The organism is Streptomyces sp. NPDC048254 (assembly GCF_043201895.1).
In the GTDB taxonomy this organism is placed as follows: Bacteria; Actinomycetota; Actinomycetes; order Streptomycetales; family Streptomycetaceae; genus Streptomyces.
In genome coordinates, this window is the sequence record NZ_JBICZJ010000011.1 from 303,585 (window position 1) to 320,485 (window position 16,901).

Annotated in this window: 19 protein-coding genes; 12 read left to right on the forward strand and 7 right to left on the reverse strand. The window is 71.6% G+C overall.

Annotation, left to right across the window (positions count from 1 at the left end; all coding sequences use genetic code 11):
- Positions 1-92 precede the first annotated feature (92 nt).
- The 5 genes from ACGFZQ_RS30230 (at position 93) to ACGFZQ_RS30250 (ending at position 4,482) form a co-directional block, all read left to right on the forward strand.
- A complete protein-coding gene (locus tag ACGFZQ_RS30230) occupies positions 93-533 on the forward strand; it encodes an SRPBCC family protein (protein WP_351732362.1) in 441 nt (146 codons plus the stop codon).
- Between the two features lie 135 nt (positions 534-668).
- Complete coding sequence (locus ACGFZQ_RS30235) at positions 669-1,823, forward strand: ArsA family ATPase (protein ID WP_393842997.1); 1,155 nt, start codon at positions 669-671, stop codon at positions 1,821-1,823.
- Positions 1,824-1,886: 63 nt separating this feature from the next.
- Positions 1,887-2,357 (forward strand): DUF5304 domain-containing protein, encoded by a 471-nt coding sequence (locus ACGFZQ_RS30240; protein ID WP_393842998.1) that lies wholly within the window; start codon positions 1,887-1,889, stop codon positions 2,355-2,357.
- Positions 2,358-2,658: 301 nt separating this feature from the next.
- The gene (locus ACGFZQ_RS30245; protein ID WP_351732369.1) at positions 2,659-3,612 is read left to right on the forward strand and encodes an ROK family glucokinase; all 954 of its coding nucleotides are present in this window, start codon (positions 2,659-2,661) and stop codon (positions 3,610-3,612) included.
- Positions 3,613-3,732: 120 nt separating this feature from the next.
- Positions 3,733-4,482 (forward strand): endonuclease/exonuclease/phosphatase family protein, encoded by a 750-nt coding sequence (locus tag ACGFZQ_RS30250; RefSeq protein ID WP_393842999.1) that lies wholly within the window; start codon positions 3,733-3,735, stop codon positions 4,480-4,482.
- A 4-nt stretch (positions 4,483-4,486) separates the two neighbouring features.
- Here ACGFZQ_RS30250 and ACGFZQ_RS30255 read toward each other — a convergent pair whose 3' ends face one another.
- The 4 genes from ACGFZQ_RS30255 to ACGFZQ_RS30270 all read right to left on the reverse strand — a co-directional run bounded on the left by ACGFZQ_RS30255 (position 4,487) and on the right by ACGFZQ_RS30270 (position 7,614).
- Positions 4,487-5,491 (reverse strand): CU044_5270 family protein, encoded by a 1,005-nt coding sequence (locus tag ACGFZQ_RS30255; RefSeq protein ID WP_393843000.1) that lies wholly within the window; start codon positions 5,489-5,491, stop codon positions 4,487-4,489.
- The gene (locus tag ACGFZQ_RS30260; RefSeq protein ID WP_382541316.1) at positions 5,484-6,107 is read right to left on the reverse strand and encodes an RNA polymerase sigma factor; all 624 of its coding nucleotides are present in this window, start codon (positions 6,105-6,107) and stop codon (positions 5,484-5,486) included. Before ACGFZQ_RS30260 ends, ACGFZQ_RS30255 begins: the two co-directional genes overlap by 8 nt.
- A gap of 171 nt (positions 6,108-6,278) precedes the next feature.
- Entirely contained in the window at positions 6,279-6,842 is a 564-nt protein-coding gene (locus ACGFZQ_RS30265; protein ID WP_393843001.1) for a hypothetical protein, read from the reverse strand.
- The gene (locus ACGFZQ_RS30270) at positions 6,835-7,614 is read right to left on the reverse strand and encodes an alpha/beta hydrolase (protein WP_393843002.1); all 780 of its coding nucleotides are present in this window, start codon (positions 7,612-7,614) and stop codon (positions 6,835-6,837) included. Before ACGFZQ_RS30270 ends, ACGFZQ_RS30265 begins: the two co-directional genes overlap by 8 nt.
- Positions 7,615-7,794: 180 nt before the next feature.
- Between ACGFZQ_RS30270 and ACGFZQ_RS30275 the strand changes: the two genes are divergently transcribed.
- From ACGFZQ_RS30275 to ACGFZQ_RS30290, 4 genes are all read left to right on the forward strand, one after another.
- Entirely contained in the window at positions 7,795-8,517 is a 723-nt protein-coding gene (locus tag ACGFZQ_RS30275; RefSeq protein ID WP_351732383.1) for a lysophospholipid acyltransferase family protein, read from the forward strand.
- Positions 8,518-8,596: 79 nt separating this feature from the next.
- A complete protein-coding gene (gene macS / locus ACGFZQ_RS30280; protein WP_351732386.1) occupies positions 8,597-9,811 on the forward strand; it encodes a MacS family sensor histidine kinase in 1,215 nt (404 codons plus the stop codon).
- A gap of 11 nt (positions 9,812-9,822) precedes the next feature.
- Complete coding sequence (locus ACGFZQ_RS30285) at positions 9,823-10,482, forward strand: response regulator (protein ID WP_382541439.1); 660 nt, start codon at positions 9,823-9,825, stop codon at positions 10,480-10,482.
- A gap of 135 nt (positions 10,483-10,617) precedes the next feature.
- A complete protein-coding gene (locus ACGFZQ_RS30290; RefSeq protein WP_393843003.1) occupies positions 10,618-11,646 on the forward strand; it encodes a 6-phosphofructokinase in 1,029 nt (342 codons plus the stop codon).
- Positions 11,647-11,708: 62 nt separating this feature from the next.
- Here ACGFZQ_RS30290 and ACGFZQ_RS30295 read toward each other — a convergent pair whose 3' ends face one another.
- Complete coding sequence (locus tag ACGFZQ_RS30295; protein ID WP_393843004.1) at positions 11,709-13,589, reverse strand: anthranilate synthase family protein; 1,881 nt, start codon at positions 13,587-13,589, stop codon at positions 11,709-11,711.
- A gap of 97 nt (positions 13,590-13,686) precedes the next feature.
- The gene (locus tag ACGFZQ_RS30300; RefSeq protein WP_351733318.1) at positions 13,687-13,749 is read right to left on the reverse strand and encodes a trp operon leader peptide; all 63 of its coding nucleotides are present in this window, start codon (positions 13,747-13,749) and stop codon (positions 13,687-13,689) included.
- Positions 13,750-13,848: 99 nt separating this feature from the next.
- Between ACGFZQ_RS30300 and ACGFZQ_RS30305 the strand changes: the two genes are divergently transcribed.
- Complete coding sequence (locus tag ACGFZQ_RS30305; protein ID WP_351732399.1) at positions 13,849-15,201, forward strand: class II 3-deoxy-7-phosphoheptulonate synthase; 1,353 nt, start codon at positions 13,849-13,851, stop codon at positions 15,199-15,201.
- A gap of 148 nt (positions 15,202-15,349) precedes the next feature.
- On the forward strand, positions 15,350-15,583 hold the full coding sequence (locus ACGFZQ_RS30310; RefSeq protein WP_393843005.1) for a bacterioferritin-associated ferredoxin: 234 nt from the start codon (positions 15,350-15,352) through the stop codon (positions 15,581-15,583).
- A 1-nt stretch (position 15,584) separates the two neighbouring features.
- On the opposite strand, the gene bfr is transcribed toward ACGFZQ_RS30310, so the two are convergent.
- Entirely contained in the window at positions 15,585-16,067 is a 483-nt protein-coding gene (bfr, locus tag ACGFZQ_RS30315) for a bacterioferritin (protein WP_351695347.1), read from the reverse strand.
- A 199-nt stretch (positions 16,068-16,266) separates the two neighbouring features.
- Here bfr and ACGFZQ_RS30320 point away from each other — a divergent pair, with 199 nt between their 5' ends.
- Positions 16,267-16,899, forward strand: coding sequence for a sulfite oxidase-like oxidoreductase (locus ACGFZQ_RS30320; RefSeq protein WP_351732407.1), 633 nt, complete (start codon positions 16,267-16,269; stop codon positions 16,897-16,899).
- Positions 16,900-16,901 lie beyond the last annotated feature (2 nt).

Consider the following 16,901-nt stretch of genomic DNA (forward strand, 5'->3'; position numbering starts at 1 on the left):
GGTAGCCTTCACGCTGCACACGCGTGCGCACGCTCGCGCACGGAGACCCCTTGTACCGGTCTCACCGGCCCGCATCTGGAGGAGCCACGGCGATGGCGGAACACACCAGCTCGAGCATCACGATCGAGGCGGCCCCGGCCGACGTCATGGCGGTGATCGCCGACTTCGCCCGCTACCCGGACTGGACCGGTGAGGTGAAGGAGGCGGAGGTGCTGAAGACCGACGCGAAGGGCCGGGCCGAGCAGGTCCGTCTCGTCATGGACGCGGGTGCGATCAAGGACGACCAGACGCTGGGGTACACGTGGACCGGTGACAACGAGGTGTCCTGGACGCTGGTGAAGTCCCAGATGCTGCGGTCGCTGGACGGGTCCTACCTGCTGAAGCCGGCGGGGGCGGGGGCGACCGAGGTCACCTACTCGCTGACGGTGGACGTGAAGATCCCGATGCTCGGGATGATCAAGCGCAAGGCGGAGAAGGTCATCATCGACCGGGCGCTGGCGGGGTTGAAGAAGCGGGTGGAGGCGGGCGCGTAGTCGTTCGGCTGCGGGCAGTCGTGCCTCTGGGGCGGCAGGGGTGGGCGCGGCGGCACCCTGCCAACGCCGGTAAGTGACACCCCCTCGGCACCGGCCACCTTCAAGCGAGGCCCGCGTCAGTTACGGTTCACCCCCATGCGCACCATCCTGATCACCGGACCAGGCGGCAGTGGCCGTACGGCCGTCGCCGCGGCCACCGCTCTGCGCGCCGCGGGCGAGGGCACCCCGACCCTCGTGCTCGGCGCCGACCGCACGGACACCCTCGGTGCGGCCCTGGGCACGGCGACAGGACCGGCGCCGACCCAGGTCACCCCCACCCTCACCGCCTGGCGCCCCGACGCGGCCGCCCGGTTCCGCGAGGACCTCACCGAGTTCCAGACCCGCGCCGCGGGCGTCCTCGACCTGCTGGGCGCCTCCCGCCTGGACGCCGAGGAGCTCACCCCCCTGCCCGGCGCCGAGGAGCTGTCCCTCCTGCGCGCCCTGCGCGACGCCGCCCTCTCCGAGCGGTACGAGCTGCTCGTCGTGGACCTCCCGCCCGCCCCGCACGCCCTCGACCTGCTCGCCCTCCCCGAGGAGCTGCGCCGCTACCTGCGCCGCCTGCTCCCGCCCGAGCGGCAGGCGGCCCGCGCCCTGCGCCCGGTCCTCGGCCGGCTCGCCGGCGTCCCCATGCCCGCCGACTGGCTCTACGAGACGGCCGACCGCTGGGACGTCGAGCTGGCCGCCGTGGAGGCCGTCCTCGCCGACCGCCACACCGCCGTACGCCTGGTCGCCGAGCCCGGCCCGGCCGGCGCCGACGCGGTCCGTACCGCCCGCCTCGGCCTCGCCCTGCGCGGCCTGCGCACCGAGGCTCTCGTCGCCAACCGCGTGCTGCCCGAGGACACCCCCCTGCACGGTCTCGTCGCCCAGCAGCGCAAGGCCCTCGCCGACTGGGCGGAGACGTTCGACGTCACCGCCGTGCCCCACCTCGGGCACGACCCGCGCGGCGCCGAGGACCTCGCCGCGCTCGCCGTGCCCGGCGTCAACACCGCGCGCGCACCGGTCGAGTGGCCCGTCGCCGACCGGATCGAGGAGGACGGCGTCCTCGTCTGGCACATCCCGCTGCCCGGCGCGATACGGGACGGCCTCGACCTCGTCCGGCGCGGCGACGAACTCGTGATCACCGTCGGCGGTTTCCGCCGGATCGTCGCACTGCCGTCGGCCCTGCGCCGCTGCACCGTCGCCGGGGCCGCGCTGCGCGACGGCGAGCTGCGGATGCGCTTCACGCCGGACCCGGATCTGTGGCCGCGCTGACGGTGAATCCGGTACGCCCGTTCGGGTAACGTCGTAGAGACGAACCGTAGTCAGGAGTCCGTCATGAGCGAAGAGCGCCCCACAGCCGACGCCTCCGAGGCCGCGGAGGCGCCCGACGAGGTACGCGCGACCGACGCCGACGCCTGGGCCACGGCCTGTGCCGAGGACCTGGCGGCGGAGAAGGTCCGTCGCCGCGCCCAGTACGGCCCGCCCCCGGGGTCGGCCGCCGAGGAACTGCGCAAGCTCGTCGACGCCGTCGCCGACAAGCTCTCCGGCATCCAGACCCCGCTCCTCGGGGCGGTCGCCGGGCCTGCCGCCCAGCAGGTGGTCCGGCAGGTCGTGCAGCAGGCGAAGAACGCGGTCGAGCCCGTCATAGAGCGCAACCCGGACGTCTTCGACCACCTGGCCGCGGCCGGCGGCGAACTCCTCGCCGCCTACCGCTCCGCGGTCCAGACCCAGGAGACCCGCTGGACCTCCGGCAGCCACGACAAGGGCGACGACCCCGGCCCCGGCGAACGCATCGACCTCGACTGACAGCCCCCTGAAGGCCCTGCCATCGGGTTCCCGCCTGCCCGGCGGGGCCTGGCACGCACTCCCCCAGAGGGGGACCCCCAGCGGCGTCGTCGTCGGTCGCCGACGTCCCCCAGCCTTCGGCCGGGGGTGCCCCCACCGCGTCGTCCGCCGCGGCAGCGGCTGATCGGCTACGCCTCCTCCGCCTTGCAGTTGCACGCACCAGGCCCCGCCGGGCCCGCCCTGCGGGCGGACGACGGGAACCCGATGGCAGGGCCTCGGGTACGGTTGGCCGTAGCGGGGCTCGACCGAAACTGAGGGATTCATGGGACTCACCATCGGCGTCGACATCGGCGGCACGAAGATCGCGGCCGGCGTGGTCGATGAGGAAGGCAACATCCTCTCGACCCACAAGGTGCCGACCCCGGGCACGCCCGAGGGCATCGTGGACGCCATCGCCTCCGCCGTAGAGGGTGCGCGCGCCGGGCACGAGATCGTCGGCGTGGGCATCGGTGCCGCCGGTTACGTCAACCGGCAGCGCTCCACGGTCTACTTCGCGCCCAACATCGACTGGCGCCAGGAGCCGTTGAAGGAGAAGGTCGAGGCCCGCGTCGGCCTCCCCGTGGTCGTGGAGAACGACGCCAACGCCGCCGCCTGGGGCGAGTACAGGTTCGGCGCCGGCAAGGGCCACCGCAACGTCATCTGCATCACGCTCGGCACCGGCCTCGGCGGCGGCATCATCATCGGCAACAAGCTGCGCCGCGGGCACTTCGGCGTCGCCGCCGAGTTCGGTCACATCCGCATGGTCCCGGACGGGCTGCTGTGCGGCTGCGGCTCGCAGGGCTGCTGGGAGCAGTACGCCTCCGGCCGCGCCCTCGTCCGCTACGCCACGCAGCGCGCCAACGCCACCCCCGAGAACGCCGAGATCCTGCTCGGCCTCGGTGACGGCACCCCCGAGGGCATCGAGGGCAAGCACATCTCCATGGCCGCCCGCCAGGGCGACCCGGTCGCCGTCGACTCCTACCGCGAGCTCGCCCGCTGGGCCGGCGCCGGCCTCGCCGACCTGGCCTCCCTCTTCGACCCCTCCGCCTTCATCGTCGGCGGCGGCCTCTCCGACGAGGGCGAACTGGTCCTGGACCCGATCCGCAAGTCCTACAAGCGCTGGCTGGTAGGCGGCAACTGGCGCCCGGTCGCCGAGGTCATCGCCGCCCAGCTGGGCAACGAGGCCGGATTGGTCGGAGCCGCCGACCTGGCACGGGAGCCCGACCCGATCATGTAATCGCCGCCCACTGGGCCCACCTTCTTTTCAGGGGCGCGAGGAACTGCGCGACCAGCCACACACAACCGGCAGTCGCCCACCCACCTCGCGCCCCCACCCAGTGGGCGTAGATTGATCCACATGGCGCCGCTCCCCAACTCCCACACAGAGCCCGACGGTTCCGCCGTCATCCGCGTCCTCAGCTACAACATCCGCTCCATGCGGGACGACACCCAGGCCCTGGCCCGTGTCATCAAGGCCTGCGCCCCCGACCTGGTCCTGGTGCAGGAAGCGCCCCGGTTCTTCCGCTGGCGCAAGAAGCTCGCCCGCCTGGCCGCCGCCTCCGACCTGGTGATCCTCACCGGCGGAGCGACCGCGGCCGGTCCGGCCGTCCTCTGCGACCTCCGCGCCACCGTGGAGCGCACCGAGGACGTCCTCCTGCCCCTCACCCCCGGCCTGCACCGCCGCGGCTTCGCGACCGCCGTCGTCCGGTTCGGCGGCGTCCGCCTCGGCGTCACCAGCTTCCACCTCAGCCTCCAGCAGGAGGAGCGCTTCGAGCAGGGCGGCATGCTCCTGGACCGGGTGGCCGGCATGGGCGTGGAGCACGCCATCGCCGGCGGCGACCTCAACGACCGCCCCGACGGCCGCACCTTCCGCCGCCTGGCCGACGCCTTCCAGGACTGCCGTACCACCGCACCCTGGGGCGGCGAGTTCACCTCCGGGTCCACCGACCCCCGTCAGCGCATCGACGCGATCTTCGCGACGAAGGGCATCGAGGTGCTCGGCTGCGGCGTGCCGACCGGCCTGCCCGGCGTCACCGACGCGGATCTGAGGGCGGCCACCGACCATCTCCCGGTCCTGGCCGCCCTCAGGGTCCCCGCCGTCTCCTAGCCGGCTAGGGCCGCTGCTTCACCTTGTCCACGACGGCCCAGCTGTCGAGATACGAGAGCTGGGTGTACGTCTTCATGGCCGCGCCGTCGCCCGAGGTGCGCACGTCGCGGAAGCCGAGGAACTCGTACGTCACGGGGTCGAAGACGAAGTAGCCGCCGAAGCCCACCGAGCCCTTCGGGAGCGTCGGGTCGTCATACGTGATGGCCACCCCGGTGCGTCCCTTCGCGTCCTTCTGGCCCGGCACGACCCTCACCCCCGGCACCATGCCGAGCGCCTCGTACGCCGCGGGCCGCAGTCCCTCCGGCTCCACCGGGACCAGCTTCAGCAGCCCGGCGAGGCTGAAGTGGACCTGCGACCAGTCCTCGTCGGTGAGGTCGTCGAGCGAGGTCTTCCGGCCGCCGAACTCGTTCGTGATCGACAGGATCAGCTGCTTGGGGTCGGTCGGCAGCTTCCGCAGCCTGCCCCAGTCCTGCGGCGGCCAGACGCTCTCGCCCTTCTGCAGCGGCGGCGACCACCAGCCCTTGCCGATCTCCATCGTCCAGCCCCGCTGGGAGCCGTCCACCGAGCGCCAGTTCTCGTCGGTGTAGCTCCTCGTGGCACCGGTCTTCTGGTTGGTCTCCTTGATGATCTCCTTGGTGTAGATGAACTGGTCGTCGCGCGGGCTGACCGTCCGCTCGTGCTTGCGCTCGTACGCGGCGGCCCCCTTGAGCACCGTCTGCGCGCTCACGTTCCGCATCGCGGGCGCACTGGTCGCCGGCGGCTCCGCCGTGCGGTGCGTGCGGGTACCGTCGTCGTCCCGTACGGCGACCAGGACGCCGGCGGCGACCGCGGCGGCCAGTCCGGCCGTCAGGGCGACGCGCAGGACGGGGCGGCGCTGCCGCACCCGCGGGGCGGGGCCGGCCATCGCCGCGCGCAGACGGGTTCGCGCCCGCTGCCTGGTCTCGTCGTCGAGCGGGGGAGCCCCCATGTCGAAGTCCCTCAGTTCGCGCAGTTCGTCGATGTCACGCACGGGCGTCCGCCTCCCGGAAAGCCGTCGGATCGGTTCCGCCCAGTGCCTCGCGCAGTCTGCCGCGAGCCCGGTGCAGTCGTGATCTGATGGTGCCGACCGGCACCCCGAGCGCCTCGGCGGCTTCCTCGTAGTCGAGGTCCGCCCACGCCACCAGCAGCACGACATCGCGATGCCGGGCGGACAACCCGCCCAGCGCGGCCGCCAGCTCCCGGCGCACCCCCGTGGCACCGGCCCTGGCGACCGCGCGGTCCGCGACCGGTTCCTCGTGCACCACCGGCTCCGGCAGCCGGGACAGCGCCCTGAACCGGCGTGCCTCGGCCCGGCGGTGCCGGCCCACGAGGTTGGTCGCGATGCCGAACAGCCACGGACGGGCGTCGGCACGAGCGGGGTCGTACGTGTGGCGTCGCTGGAAGGCGGTGATGAAGGTCTCCGCCATCAGGTCTTCCGCCGCCTCCGGACCCAGCCGCCGGGCCGCGTAACGGTGCACGGCGTCGGCGTACCGGTCGAAGAGCACGGCGAACTGCTCCGGCTCCTCCCGGGACCGCGCGATCACCCGGGCGTCGCTGTCCTCGCGATCCTCGTCGCGGGTGCCGGTGCCCGGTGGTCCTACGGTCATCGGGGCTCCTTTCCGTTCGTTCGCACGCCTCGAAGGCTCGGGCTTGGCGGTTCACCTCTCCTTCGCCGGTCGGCCGATCCGAGTTCCCTTTTCGGCGCACGGGGCGTACCCGGAAACGCGAGGGCCCGTCCGGAGCGACTCCGGACGGGCCCTCGGGCGGAAGCGGATCGGTCAGACGACGGCTCCCCGCCCCGGGTCGCCGTCCTCGTCGTCATCGGTCTTCATCCGGGTCACCAGCGTGACGAAACCGCCGAGGAACCCGCCGATCCCCGCCGTCGCCAGATACCAGGTCATGTCCCAGCCGAGCAGCACCGCGAGCAGCAGCAGGATCGGCCCGCCCACCACGCCCAGCCAGGCGAACCTGGCGGTCGTGTCGGCGGCCGGCAGCGGCGGCGGCTCGGGCGGCACGAAGTGCCCCTCGTCGTCATCGTCGAAGTCGTCCTCGGACGGCTCCGGCGCCGTGTAGTCACGCGGGCCCACTCCGGGCGCGAAGGAGACGGAGCTGCCCAGGGGCTGCGCAGGCCGCTGCTCCTCGGGCGCCCCGGGTTCGGCGGTGTCCTCTTCCGCGGGCGGCAGCGCGAGGTCCTCGACCGGCTTGTACGGCTTCGCGCCCGGCGGGTCCGGCGGCTCCTCGCCGTACCCCGCGACGATCGCGGCCCAGGCGGCCGCCTCGTCGAAGGGCACCCCTTTCTCGTCCGGCTCGCGGTCCTCGCGGTCGGAGTCGTGCTCAGCCAACTGCGGCCGTCCCTTCCTTGCCGACACTGGGTGCGAGCCGGCCGATGAAGGCGAGGCTCCCCTCGAAGATCCGGTCCGCATCGTGGTCCAACGTCGCCACGTGGTAACTCTGTTCCAGCACTACCTCCGTTACGTCCGTGGAGGACACCCGGCTCAGGATCCGGGCCGAATCGACCGCCGGAACCACATGGTCCTGGGTGCTGCGCAGGAGCAGCAGCGGCTGTGTCACCTGCGGAAGCTCGCCGTCCACCTGGCGGAAGAAGTTCCGCAGCGAGTGCGCGGCATGCAGCGGCACCCGGTCGTATCCCACCTCCGCGGCACCCGGCTTGGCGATGTCACTGGCGATGCCCCTGGTCGTGCGCACCAGGTGCCGGGCCACCGGAAGGGCGTACGCCGAGAGGCCGTGCACCTTGTTCGCCGGGTTGACGATCACCACGCCGTCCACACCCGTCCCGTTCCTGGCGGCCAGTCTGAGCGCAAGGGCGCCGCCCATGGACAGGCCCGCCACGAACACCTGCGAGCAGCGTTCGCGCAGCAGGCGCAGCTCGCGGTCCACCTCCGCGTACCAGTCCTGCCAGCCGGTGACCTGCATGTCCTCCCAGCGGGTGCCGTGCCCGGGCAGCAGGGGCAGGGCCACGGTCAGGCCGTGTGCCGCGTGGTGCTCCGCCCAGGGGCGCAGCGACTGGGGCGAGCCGGTGAAACCGTGGCAGAGCAGGACACCGACCTCCCCGCCGTCATGGCGGTACGGCTCGGCTCCGGGGAGAACCGGCACCTTCGGTCTCCAATTCATGAGAGGGGGCAGGAACTGAGAGAGGCCCGAACGACGACTTCGGATGTCCTTCACCGTACGCGACCGCACTGACACCGACCAGGGTCGTCGGGGCCATTCCCGGAGCTGCGGGTTAAGGTCTCATCGACGGAAACGGGAGGCACTCGGTTGTTGTACGGCGCGATGAAGGTCGCTATCGGGGGACCGCTGAAGGTCGCCTTCAGGCCCTGGGTGGAGGGTCTGGAGAACGTCCCGGCCGAGGGCCCGGCGATCCTGGCGAGTAACCACCTGTCCTTCTCTGACTCGTTCTTCCTGCCCGCGGTGCTGGACCGCAAGGTCACCTTCATCGCGAAGGCCGAGTACTTCACCACGCCCGGCGTGAAGGGCCGCCTCACGGCCGCCTTCTTCAAGGGCGTCGGCCAGCTCCCGGTGGACCGCTCCGGCGGGCGCGGCGCCGGCGAGGCGGCGGTGCGCAGCGGCATGGACGTGCTGGAGCGCGGCGAGCTGTTCGGCATCTACCCGGAGGGCACCCGCTCGCCCGACGGCCGCCTCTACCGGGGCAAGCCCGGCGGCCTCGCGCGCGTGGCGCTGGCGACGGGCGCCCCGGTCGTCCCGGTCGCCATGATCGACACGGAGAAGATCCAGCCGCCGGGGCAGGTGATGCCCAAGCTGATGCGTCCGGGCATCCGGATCGGCAAGCCGCTGGACTTCAGCCGTTACCAGGGCATGGAGCACGACCGGTTCGTGCTGCGCGCGGTGACCGACGAGGTCATGTACGAGATCATGAAGCTCTCCGGCCAGGAGTACGTCGACATCTACGCGACCGCCGCCAAACGGCGGATCGCGGAGGCCGCCAAGGCCGAGAAGGAGGCGGCGAAGGCCGAGAAGAAGGCCGTCGAGTCCTAGACCGGCGGCACGGGGGAGGACTGCGGGACTGCGGGACTGCGGGACTGCGGGACTGCGGGACTGGGGGGGACTGGGGGAGATGACAAAGCGGGAACGCGTCATACGGATGTCGGTAGAGCAGCCTCTGTGGCGTGCCCTGACCGGCTACCGCCTGCTGACCCTGCTGTACGCGATCGGCCTGTTCGCGTTCGCCTACGACGAGTACGACCGCCCGGGTGTCGCCCTCGCCTACTACGCCGTCCTGGCCGTCTGGACGCTGGCGACCCTGCCCCGCGTCCAGAACGCGGCCGCCTGCACCAAGCGCTTCCTCGCCGTCGACCTCGCGATCGCGCTCACCGGCATCGTGCTGACCCCCTGGGTGGTCACCCAGGGCCATATCGACCGCGGTGGCCCGACCCTGCCGTCGATATGGACCGCCGGCTCGGTCCTGGCCTACGCCCTCAAGGGCGGCTGGCGCTGGGCCGCGTTCGCCTCCACGCCGGTCGCCGCCGCCAACCTGGTCGAGCGCGGCCACCCGGCTCGCGACACCGTCCACAACGTGATCCTGGTCTGGGTCGCCTCCATCGCCATCGGGTACGTCGTCGAGGTGGCCCGCGCCTCCGAGCGCACCCTCGCCCGCGCCCTGGAGATCGAGGCGGCGACCCGGGAGCGGGAGCGGCTCGCCCGGGACATCCACGACAGCGTGCTCCAGGTGCTGGCGATGGTGCAGCGCCGGGGCGCGGTCCTCGGCGGCGAGGCGGGCGAACTGGGCCGGATGGCGGGGGAGCAGGAGGTGGCGCTGCGCACCCTGGTCTCCGGCGGTCTGGTGCCGCTCTCGCGGGCCTCCGAGGACGCGGCCGAAGGGGCGCTCGTCCGTCTCGTCGAGGAGCCGGACGACTCCGGTCCCGTCGACCTGCGCACGCTGCTCGCGCCATACGCCGGAGCCCGGGTGAGCCTGGCCGAGCCCGGTGCGCCGGTGGAGCTGCCGCCGGGTGCGGCGCGCGAGCTGGCCGCGGCCGTCGGTGCCGCCCTGGACAACGTGCGCAGTCACGCGGGGGCCGGGGCGCGGGCCTGGATCCTGGTCGAGGACGAGCCCGACGAGATCGTGGTGTCCGTACGGGACGACGGCCCCGGTATCCCGGAGGGCCGGCTCGCCCAGGCCGAGGGGGAGGGGCGGCTCGGGGTGGCCCAGTCCATCCGGGGGCGGCTGCGCGACCTCGGCGGCAGCGCCGAGCTGTTCTCGACTCCCGGGCAGGGCACGGAAGTAGAGCTGAAGGTACCGAAGGTCTCCCTGGGGAAGGCGGAGCGGCGATGAGCATCAGGGTCATGGTGGTCGACGACCACCCCATGTGGCGCGACGCGGTCGCCCGGGATCTGGCCGAGTCCGGGTTCGAGGTGGTCGCCACCGCCGGGGACGGCGAGCAGGCGGTGCGCCGCGCCAGGGCCGCCGCGCCCGACGTCCTCGTCCTGGACCTCAACCTGCCCGCCAAGCCGGGCGTCCAGGTCTGCAAGGAACTCGTCGGCCACAACCCGGCGTTGCGCGTGCTGGTGCTCTCGGCGAGCGGGGAGCACGCCGACGTGCTGGAGGCGGTGAAGTCCGGCGCGACCGGCTACCTCCTGAAGTCGGCCTCGACCGAGGAACTGCTGGACGCGGTCCGCCGTACCGCGGTCGGCGACCCGGTGTTCACGCCGGGCCTGGCCGGCCTGGTGCTCGGCGAGTACCGCCGGCTGGCCTCCGAGCCGGCGCCCGCATCGGACGCCGGCGGGTCCGACGCGCCCCGGCTCACCGACCGCGAGACCGAGGTGCTGCGGCTGGTCGCCAAGGGCCTGAGCTACAAGCAGATCGCCGAACGCCTGGTCATCTCGCACCGCACGGTCCAGAACCACGTCCAGAACACCCTCGGCAAGCTCCAGCTGCACAACAGGGTGGAGCTGGTCCGGTACGCGATCGAGCGCGGTCTCGACGACGGCCCGGAAGGCGACTGATCTGATCTTCGCGGCCCGAACGTAAACCAACCGCCCGACAATTCACCGGAATTGCCCTTCCGCGCCCATCCCTGTGTGACCTGGATCACCACTAGCGTGAGCCCCACCAGGCAACCGCGGCGAAGGGACATTTCCATGCGGGTCGGAGTACTGACCGGAGGCGGCGACTGCCCCGGGCTCAACGCCGTCATCCGGGGCATCGTCCGCAAGGGCGTACAGGAGTACGGCTATGACTTCGTCGGCTTCCGGGACGGCTGGCGCGGCCCCCTCGAAGGCGACACCGTCCGCCTCGACATCCCCGCCGTCCGCGGCATCCTGCCCCGCGGCGGCACCATCCTCGGCTCCTCGCGGACCAATCCGCTGAAGCAGGAGAACGGCATCCGCCGGATCAAGGACAACCTCGCCAAGCTGGAGGTCGAGGCGCTCATCGCGATCGGCGGCGAGGACACCCTCGGCGTCGCCGCCCGCCTCACCGACGAGTACGGCGTGCCCGTCGTCGGCGTACCGAAGACCATCGACAACGACCTGTCCGCCACCGACTACACCTTCGGCTTCGACACCGCGGTGGGCATCGCCACCGAGGCCATCGACCGGCTGCACACCACCGCCGAGTCCCACATGCGGGTCCTGGTCTGCGAGGTGATGGGCCGGCACGCCGGCTGGATCGCCATCCACTCCGGCCTCGCCGGCGGCGCCAACGTCATCCTCATCCCCGAGCAGCGCTTCGACGTCGACCAGGTGTGCGCCTGGGTCACCTCCCGCTTCAAGGCGTCGTACGCCCCGATCGTGGTCGTCGCCGAGGGCGCCATGCCGAAGGACGGCGAGATGGTCCTCAAGGACGGGTCGCTGGACTCCTTCGGGCACGTCCGGCTCTCCGGGGTCGGCGAGTGGCTGGCCAAGGAGATCGAGAAGCGCACCGGCAAGGAGGCCAGGACCACCGTCCTCGGGCACATCCAGCGCGGCGGCACGCCCAGCGCCTTCGACCGCTGGCTGGCCACCCGCTTCGGCCTGCACGCCATCGACGCCGTCCGCGACGGCGACTTCGGCAAGATGGTCGCGCTGCGCGGCACCGACATCGTCCGGGTGCCGATCGCGGAGGCCACGGCCAAGCTGAAGACCGTCGACCCGAAGCTGTACGAAGAGGTCGGCGTGTTCTTCGGCTGAGCCCTGGTCCGGGCGGGCTCCCACCCCGACAGGGCCGGACCCGCCCGGAAGGGCCTCCCGGACTACCGGGCCGGCCGCCCCTCGGGGAACGTGCCGGTGCCGCACAGCTGACCGATCAGCTCCCGCACCACGGCCGCGCCGTTCAGGGAGAGGACCGACTCGGGGTGGAACTGCACCCCGCCGAACCCTGGCCCTCGTACGGCGTGCACCTCGCCGTTGTCCGCCCGGCTCACCTCGACCCCGTGCGCCGCCAGCTCCCGAGCCGCGTCCTCGTCGCAGCGGGCCACGAAGCTGTTGTAGAAACCGACGGTCTCCGGGCGCCCGAACAGGTCCACGACCGTCTGCGCCCCCTGGTACGGCACCTCCTTCCGTACGATCTCCAGGCCCAGCTCGGCCGCGATCAGCTCGTGCCCCAGACAGACGCCCAGCACCCCGTGCCGGTGCTCCCGGAGCACGGCCGCCGTCAGCTCCCGCAGAAACCGCATCTTCGGATCGTCCAGGTCGGACGGGTCACCGGGCCCGGGGCCGAGCACCACCGGCCCCTCGTGCGCGAGCACCGCCGCCCGCAGCCCCGGCTCGTCGTAGCGCCGGACGGTCACGTCGAGCCCGGCCGCCCGCAGCACGTGCGCGAGCATCGCCGTGAACGTGTCCTCGGCGTCCACCACCAGCGCGTGCCCGGCCAGCTCCCCGGTCCGCTCCTGCATCCGCAGCCAGAACGGCGCCAGCGCGGCCCGGCGCCCGTCCAGCGCGGCCCGCACCCGGGGGTCGTCGGCCAGCCGGGGCCGCGCTCCCTCCGCACGCGGCCGTGCCGGTCGTACCCCGAGGGCCGCGAGGACCCCCGCCGCCTTCGCGTGCGTCTCCGCGACCTCGCCCGCCGGGTCCGAGCCGCGCACCAGCGTGGCGCCGACCGGGACCCGCAGCCCACCGTCCGCGTCGATGTCCGCGGTGCGGATCAGGATGGGGGAGTCCAGGGTCTGGGCGCCGCCGGAATCACGCCCCAGCAGGGCCAGCGCCCCCGCGTAGTAGCCGCGCCCACCGACCTCGTGGCGCTCGATCACCCGGCAGGCGTTCTGCACCGGCGAGCCCGTCACCGTCGCCGCGAACATGGTCTCCTTCAGGACCTCCCGCACGTCCAGCGAGGACCGGCCGCGCAGCTCGTACTCGGTGTGCGCGAGGTGGGCCATCTCCTTGAGCCGGGGGCCGACCACCACGCCCCCCATGTCGCCCACCGTGCACATCATCTTGAGCTCCTCGTCGACGACCATCGACAGCTCCTCGATCTCCTTGCCGTCGGCGAGGAAGCCGAGCAGATGCTCCGGGGTGGGCCCCTCGGCCGGATAGCGGTACGTCCCGCTGATCGGGTTCATGACCACCGTGCCGCCGGACATCCGGACGTGCACCTCCGGACTGGCGCCGACCAGCGTCCGGTCCCCGGTGTGCACCACGAACGTCCAGTACGCGCCCCGCTCGCCCTCCAGGAGCCGCCGGAACAGCGCGAGCGCGTCGGCCCGGCCGAAGCCCGGGATCCGGCCCTGGTACGTCCGCCGGATCACGAAGTTCGCGCCCTCGCCCCGGCCGATCTCCTCGCGCAGTACCCGGCCGACGATCCGCGCGTACTCCTCGTCGTCGACGTCGAAGCCCCCGTCCTCGACCCGCACCGCGTGCGCGGGCAGCTGCGCCAGGGCGTCCGCCAGGGGCAGGGTGTGGGTCTCCTCGGGGGTGAGGACCAGCAGGGGCGTGCCGTCGTCGCGGACGTCGAAGCCGCGCTCGCGGATCTGCCGGAACGGGACCAGGGCGAGCCCCTCCTCGGGCAGGCCGGTCAGCCGGTCACAGGTGGTGACCGGGCCGAGCAGCACCTCCACCGTGCTCTCGTCGTGGCCGGGAGTACGGCGGCGGAGCAGGGCGAACGGGCGCTCGTCGTGGAGCAGCTGAGTCAGGTCCATGGTCCTCTGCGATCCCTTGCAGGTGGGAGAGGAGCGGCCCCGGAAACGCCGAAGGCCGCCCTCTGGGCGGCCTTCGCGAAGTCTTGCGTACGCGCAGTCAGTGGGCCGCCGGAGAAGCGGTCCACCACCAGTTCTGGTTCGAAAGCGCGAACATGCGCATACCGTAGCGCACCCCACCCTCCGTCCACAGGACAATCACCCCGTCTCACCAGTCGAGCCAGGGAAAAAACAGTCGACACGACCCCGTAATGTTTACGGGGTGACAGCGAACGCTAAGACCGGCCCGAGCGCCGGCAACACCTGGCGAGACCTGCCCGCGGCGCAGCAGCCCGAGTACCCCGACCCCGAGGCTCTGCGCACGGTCGTCGCGGAGCTGGAGTCGTATCCGCCGCTCGTCTTCGCGGGCGAGTGCGACCAGCTGCGCGCCCGGATGGCGGCCGTCGCCAAGGGAGAGGCGTTCCTCCTCCAGGGCGGCGACTGTGCCGAGGCCTTCGACGCGGTGTCGGCCGACCAGATCCGCAACAAGCTCAAGACCCTCCTCCAGATGGGCGCCGTGCTGACGTACGCCGCGTCCGTCCCGGTGGTGAAGGTGGGCCGGATCGCCGGCCAGTACTCCAAGCCGCGCTCCAAGCCGACCGAGACCCGTGACGGGGTGACGCTGCCGACCTACCGGGGCGACTCCGTCAACGGCTTCGCCTTCGACGAGGCCTCCCGGGTCCCGGACCCCGAGCGGCTGAAGCGGATGTACAACGCGTCCGCCTCCACGCTGAACCTGGTGCGTGCCTTCACCACCGGCGGCTACGCGGACCTGCGCCAGGTGCACGCCTGGAACCAGGACTTCGTGAAGTCCTCCCCGTCCGGCCAGCGCTACGAGCAGCTCGCCCGCGAGATCGACAACGCGCTGAACTTCATGCGGGCCTGCGGTGCGGAGCCCGAGGAGTTCAAGACGGTCGAGTTCTTCTCCTCGCACGAGGCGCTGCTGCTGGACTACGAGTCCGCCCTGACCAGGGTCGACTCCCGCACCGGCAAGCTGTACGACGTCTCGGCGCACATGGTGTGGATCGGTGAGCGCACCCGGCAGCTGGACGGGGCGCACATCGAGTTCGCCGCGAAGATCCGCAACCCGATCGGTCTCAAGCTCGGCCCGACGACCACGGCCGAGGAGGCGCTGAAGTACATCGACCGCCTCGACCCGGACCGCGAGCCCGGCCGGCTGACCTTCGTCGTCCGGATGGGCGCGGACAAGGTCCGCGACAAGCTTCCCGAACTGGTCGAGAAGGTCACCGCCTCGGGCGCCACCGTCGCCTGGGTGACCGACCCGATGCACGGCAACACCTTCGAGGCGGCCTCCGGGCACAAGACGCGCCGCTTCGACGACGTGCTCGACGAGGTCAAGGGCTTCTTCGAGGTCCACAAGACCCTCGGCACCCACCCCGGCGGCATCCATGTCGAGCTCACCGGTGACGACGTCACCGAGTGCGTGGGCGGCGGCGACGAGATCTTCGTCGACGACCTGCACCAGCGCTACGAGACGGCCTGCGACCCGCGTCTGAACCGCAGCCAGTCCCTGGACCTGGCGTTCCTCGTCGCGGAGATGTACCGCGACCAGTAGGCGGCCTCATAGGGGGTGGGGCGCGGATCACATGCGATCCGGGCCCCGCCCCACTTTTGCGCTCGCCGGCTGATGGGTAAGGTTAGGTTTGCCTCACCGATCAATCGGGACGGCACCACTGATCGATCCCGGCGGGAGGTGAATCCGCGTGTACGTCTGCAGCTGTTTCGGGGTGACCGAAGCGCAGGTCAAGAAGCACGCGGAGGACGGTGCCTGCACCCCTCGCCAGATAGCGTCCGCCTGCAAGGCGGGCACGGACTGCGGTTCGTGCGTCCGTCGCATCCAGGCGATCCTCGGCCGGGGCGCCTGCCCCCGCCGCGAGCTGGCCGATCAGGGCCGCCCCGTGCTCTCCGGACTCGAAGCGCTCGACGAAGCCGCCTGACTCAGCTGCTCTCGGGCTGCTCGATGATCTGCGAGATGTAGAGCGCCTCGCCGAGCTTCTCCACCAGGTCGAGCTGGGTGTCGAGGTAGTCGATGTGGTGCTCCTCGTCCTCCAGGATGGACTCGAAGATGTTCGCGGACGTGATGTCGCCCTTCTCGCGCATCACCTTGATCCCGCGCTTGAGGCGGTCGATGGCCTCCACCTCGACCTGCTTGTCCGCCTCGAACATCTCCTTGACGGTCTGCCCCACCCGCACGTGGAAGAGCCGCTGGTAGTTGGGCAGCCCCTCCAGGAACAGAATCCGGTCGGTGAGCGTCTCGGCGTGCTTCATCTCGTCGAACGACTCGTGCCGGGTGTACTTCGCGAGCTTGTACCAGCCGAAGTTCTCCTGCATCTTCGCGTGCAGGAAGTACTGGTTGATCGCAGTGAGCTCACCCGTGAGCTGCTCGTTGAGGAATTCGATGACCTCGGGGTCGCCCTGCATCGCAGAGGCTCCTTCCGCATGGGTTACGTGGGGGACGCACTGGGTGTGTGCGGCGCATGATTGCACCGGCATAGAAGATCGTCCAGTAAGTGCGTACTTAGTAAGTAAGGGCGTGCTTGGCACCAGTTGACCGATTTGGTGATTTTTGGGCCGGTCGCATGGTCGGGTGCACCACCCGTGGTCTGTCAGGATGGAAGGCATGGGTCATCCGGTGGAGCGTGCGTCGAGAGAAGCCGCGGAGTCCGGGCTTCCACCGGGACAGCGACTGCAGCGCGGCTGGCCGGTCACCCACTACGGCCCGGTGCCCAAGTTCCGACCCGAGCGCTGGGAGTTCAGGGTCTTCGGCGCCACCGCCGACGCGGGCCCGCACACCTGGAACCACGAGCAGTTCACCGCCCTGCCCTACGCCACCGTGGTCGCCGATCTGCACTGCGTGACGAAGTTCAGCATGCTCGGTGCCGAGTGGGGCGGGATCCCGGCGTCGACCCTCCTGGAGCTCGCTCCGCCCGCCCCCGATGTCACCCATGTGATGGTGTGGGCGGAGTACGGCTTCAGCTCCAACCTGCGCCTCACGGACTTCGCCACCGAGCGCACGATCTTCGCCACTCACAAGGACGGCGAACTCCTCACCGCCGAGCACGGCTTCCCGGTGCGCCTGGTCGTCCCCCAGCTGTACGCCTGGAAGGGTCCCAAGTGGGTCCGCGGCATCGAGTACATGACCGCCGACCGCCGCGGCTTCTGGGAGGAGCGCGGCTACCACAACCTCGGCGACCCCTGGAAGGAGCAGCGCTACTCCTACCAGGAGGGTCCGGGGGACGGTCCCGAGCTCTGAGC